The following is a 4,258-nucleotide window of genomic DNA, read 5'->3' as shown; positions in this document are numbered from 1 at the left end:
AATTCAACCCGGGAAGAGTGGACGGTATGGTCCCTGGGACGAATAGGTCCGACAGATCCTGAGCCGTTCCGGTTCCGAAGCCAAAGAAGGGCTGGTTGGTTGCCGTCTGGAGGCCCTGACCAGTATTGGTGGTGACCGTCAAGCCCGTCGGCGTGGCGGTCGAAGGGTGCGCGGCGTCATTGAGGTATCCAGTCGGGGTATTCGCCACAATCCCGAAGATTTCCTGCATCGTCGCGACGTCCGAGGAGTGCGTGAAATTCAACGTGCTGTTGTAGGCATTGCCTTTGCAATACGGCGAAATCACGATTTCCAGCAGCGTATGATAGAAATCGTTGATCGGGCTGCCCTCGGTTTCATCCGTCCAGAGGACGATCGCGGCGTGGCCGGATTGATAAACCGGCGAGGCCATGATCTGCGGGACGATCATCGCGCAGAAATTGTCCATCTGGGCGATGCGGGCGAGATCGGAGCCGCCGGTGTAGGTTTGATTCACCCCAGAGTTGGTCCCGCCGTAGTTGTGATAGACAAAGCTGGCGGACAGCGCCGTGTGCCCGTCGTTGTATTGATCCGGTGTGATGACGCAATATTGGGCCTGGGTATTGTTGGCTAGATCGCTGGCCAACTGCTCCAGCGGAGCATAGTGGTAGGCTTCGACATTTGTCGGCGAGGTATTCGGTGACGTCACCGTCCCACCGTTGGTCGCGGTGAAGAACAATTGGCCGGTGTGCTTGGTGGCGAAATTGTACTGGTGGGAGCCATTGTAGGCGTTGACGTAGGAGTTGCTGCTGCCACTGAAACTGGTCAGGGGAACCGTCCGCGTCCCGACCGGAGCGATGTTGTTCGTGAGCGTGCCGCCGGCGGTATTGAAATTCAGGCCACTGGAGTTCAGGAGGCAAGTGCCTTCCGTGTATGAGGTCCAGGAGATGCCGGCATTCTGGAGCAAAGCGCTCAAGTTCTCGCCGGTGAAACCGGGGTTGGCCGCCAGGAAGTTGGCGATGGCCGTCATGGGCGGGCTGCTGGCCGCATAGGGCTCGTTGTCATTCAGCGTGGACAGATTCGATCCCGCTTCCATGAACACGTAGTTCGGCTCGGAAGGGTGAACGCTGGTGCCGTTGGGAATATTGGTCCCATAGGGCGAAACATTGGTATTGTTATAGGTGGCGAAAACGTGGTGGTAAGCGGAGCAGAAGGAGCTGTGCGCGGTTTGCGAGATGGTGTTGCCTTGATAGTCGACGGTGTAAGCGTTGCTATTCGGAGTGCAGAGGCTGGTGAGATAGGGGGAGGCCCCGTTCTTATTCTGGAAGAGGATGTTATTGTAGCTGGTATCCGTGCCCGACGTGAAGCAGCGGTTTTCCAAGAGGATATAGAAAACGGTGTCGATTTGCTGGGCATTGGCGGCTGTCAGCATGAAGCCGAAGGCGCCGGCGCAGGCGAAGAGACTCTTGCGCAACCAGCTTGGGCGGGTACGTTTAAGGGATGGAGATAGCATGTTGGGTTCGGATAGCAGTAGGTGAGGTGGGCTGTGGGCTGCTCTGAAGAGGGCGTGAGTGCTCTACCGAGTCGGCCCCCCGTAGCGCAATAGACCACCTCGTGGTCAGCGAAGATGTTACCTGCCCGGCATGTCGCTGAAACAAATGCCACCCGATCGCCACGTAGCTCGGGTGATTGACATGAAGGCGTCGGGGATATTCCGACGTTTCCGTGAAGATGCGCGAAGTTACTATGTGCCAAGGACGCCGTTCGCGCGGCGCCGTTACCCTAGCCGGCCGTCCGGGCTCACCGCGGCCCCTTGGCGATCTCGATCTTGTTGTAGTTTTTCTTCACCGCGCGGGTGCCGCGGCGGGTCTTGGCTTCGCCGAGGGCGAGGGCCATGAATTCCGCCTGGCTGGCACGCTGGTTCTCTTTCTTCACTGCGGGGCGTGAGTAGTTGCCTTCACTGTCGAGGATGCTGGCCTTCACGTTGTCCGCAAGTTGTGTGGCGAGGATCTGGTTCACGATGCGGTCGCGCAGGGCGGGCTCCTCGATGGGGAAGACGATCTCGATGCGGCGGAAGAAATTGCGGGGCATCCAGTCCGCACTGCCGAGGAGGAGCTTCGGCGAGCCGGCATTCTCGAAATAGAAAATGCGGGAATGTTCGAGGAAGCGGCCGATGATGCTGCGCACGGCGATGTTCTCGCTCAACCCGGCGACGCCCGGGCGCAGGCAGCAGATGCCGCGGATGATGAGGTCGATCTTCACGCCGGCCTGGGAGGCGGCATACAGCGCCTCGATGATCTCCTGGTCCACGAGCGAGTTCATCTTGGCGATGATGCGCCCGGGCTTTTTCGCGTGGGCGTGTTCCGTCTCCTTCTTGACGAGGGTCATGATCGCCTCGTGCGTGGTGAACGGGGAGATGAGGAATTTTTTCGCGCCCTGGAAATGGGAGATGCCGGTGAGGAGATTGAAGAAATTCGTGGCGTCTTCGCCGTAGTCGGGCTGCGCGGTGAAGAACGAGAGGTCGGTGTAGAGCCGGGCGGTGCTGGGGTTGTAGTTGCCGGTGCCGAGGTGGACGTAGCGCCGCAGGCCATCCTCATCGCGCCGGACGACGAGAGCGATCTTGCTGTGCACCTTGTGGTGCACGATGCCGTAGACGACGTGCACGCCCGCTTCTTCGAGGCGCCGCGCCCAGAGGATGTTGTTCGCCTCGTCGAAGCGCGCCTTGAGTTCGGTCACGGCGGTGACTTGCTTGCCATTCTTCACCGCGTCCATGAGGGCGCCGACGATGCGGGGGTCGCCACCCGTGCGGTAGAGCGTTTGCTTGATGGCGAGGACGTTGGGATCCTGTGCGGCTTGTTCGAGGAAATCGACGACGCTGCCAAAGCTTTCGTAGGGATGATGCACCAGCACGTCGCGCTGGCGGATGACGGAGAAGATATCCTGCACGCCGCGGAAGGCCGGCGCGGTGGGCCCGACGAAAGGCTTGTCGCGCAACTCCGGCGAATGGTCGCCGGCGTAGATGACCATGAGGCGCGTGGGATTGAGCGGGCCGTCGATGAGATAGAGGTCCTCTTCCGTGAGCTCGAGGGTTTCGAGGAGGTACTGGTAGATCTCCGCCGGGCAGCCGGCATCGGCCTCGAGCCGCACCGCGGCGCCGCGCCGCCGGTTGTGGAGTTCATTCTCCACCGCCTTGAGCAGGTTGCCGATGTCCTCTTCGTCGATGTAGAGCTCGCTGTTGCGCGTCACCCGGAAATGCCAGAAGCCGAGAATTTTCGTCCCGGGAAAAAGATCGGCCAGGTAGTGCCCGATGAGGTGCCCGAGGTAGATGAAGTCCAGCCGTTCATCCTCGCGCGGCAGCCGCACGAGGCGGGGCAGGACGCGCGGCACCTGCACGACGGCGAGACGCCGCTCGATCTCCCCCTCGCGCTCGATCTCGACCTGCACGACGATGTTCAGGGACTTGTTCAGAAGCTGCGGGAAGGGGTGCGAAGGGTCGATGCCCAGCGGAGTGAGCACCGGCCGCACATTGGCGCGGTAGTATTGTTCCACCCAGTTCCGGTCGGAATCGCTCAGGTGCTCGTAGTCCAGGATGTGGATGCCGTTTTTCGACAAAGCTGGCAGCAACTCCTCGCGCCAGCAGCGGTACTGTTGCTCGATCATCTGCCGCACCTTCTTGCGGATGGCCCGCAACGTCTCGCTGGCCGTCTTGCCGTCGACGCTCCGCTCGACGATGTCGCTTTCCACCTGTTGCTTGAGGCCCGCCACGCGCACCTCGAAGAACTCGTCGAGATTCGAAGAGGTGATGGTGAAGAACTTCACCCGTTCCAGAAGCGGATTGGCGGGATTGAGCGCCTCGTCCAGGACACGCTGGTTGAAAGCCAGCCAGCTAAGCTCGCGGCTGAGGAAGTGCGAAGTCGAGTACGTCTTCATCGGGGCGGCGAGGCTAGCGAGCCAGTCGGTGGGCGGAAAGTAACATTCTTGTGAATGCGGTTGGCGGGACTTGGTGGTCCAAAATGACACCCCGTATCTCTGTAGCCGAGGGGAGTGAAGGAACCGCCCCTATCTGGGAAGCAGGCCTCATCCTGATTTGGCGAGTGCCTGGCACACTCCTGGCGCGTGGGGACACGCGCCCCACACCGGCGAGTCACGCCGGTTCCTCTCGACGGGTCTCATCGTCGATTTCGAATGCCGATGCAGCCCCAAAATCGAGCTCCCGGCCCCATTTTTAAAAATCTCGCACCTTAAATCGCCTTAAGAGGGCTTAAGGCACCTTAAATCGGCT

At 60.6% G+C, this 4,258-nt stretch carries 2 protein-coding genes; both read right to left on the bottom strand.

Features of this window, described 5'->3' with window-relative positions; genetic code table 11:
* Positions 1 to 1,489 (bottom strand): alkaline phosphatase family protein (locus tag ABJF10_RS29725; protein WP_348548228.1); only part of this gene is annotated, 1,489 nt, incomplete at its 3' end.
* A 287-nt stretch (positions 1,490 to 1,776) separates the two neighbouring features.
* Positions 1,777 to 3,906, bottom strand: coding sequence for a polyphosphate kinase 1 (gene ppk1, locus ABJF10_RS29720; protein WP_348548227.1), 2,130 nt, complete (start codon positions 3,904 to 3,906; stop codon positions 1,777 to 1,779).
* Between the last annotated feature and the right edge of the window lie 352 nt (positions 3,907 to 4,258).

It is taken from the genome of Chthoniobacter sp., assembly GCF_040003245.1.
Classification (GTDB): domain Bacteria; phylum Verrucomicrobiota; class Verrucomicrobiia; order Chthoniobacterales; family Chthoniobacteraceae; genus Chthoniobacter.
Note: the sequence above shows the minus strand (reverse complement) of the source record. Positions and strands in the feature narration are given on the sequence as shown.

Bases quoted from the DNA above. Each gene is read 5' to 3' on its own strand.
- ppk1 (WP_348548227.1), bottom strand. From the start codon at position 3,906: ATGAAGACGTACTCGACTTCGCACTTCCTCAGCCGCGAGCTTAGCTGG.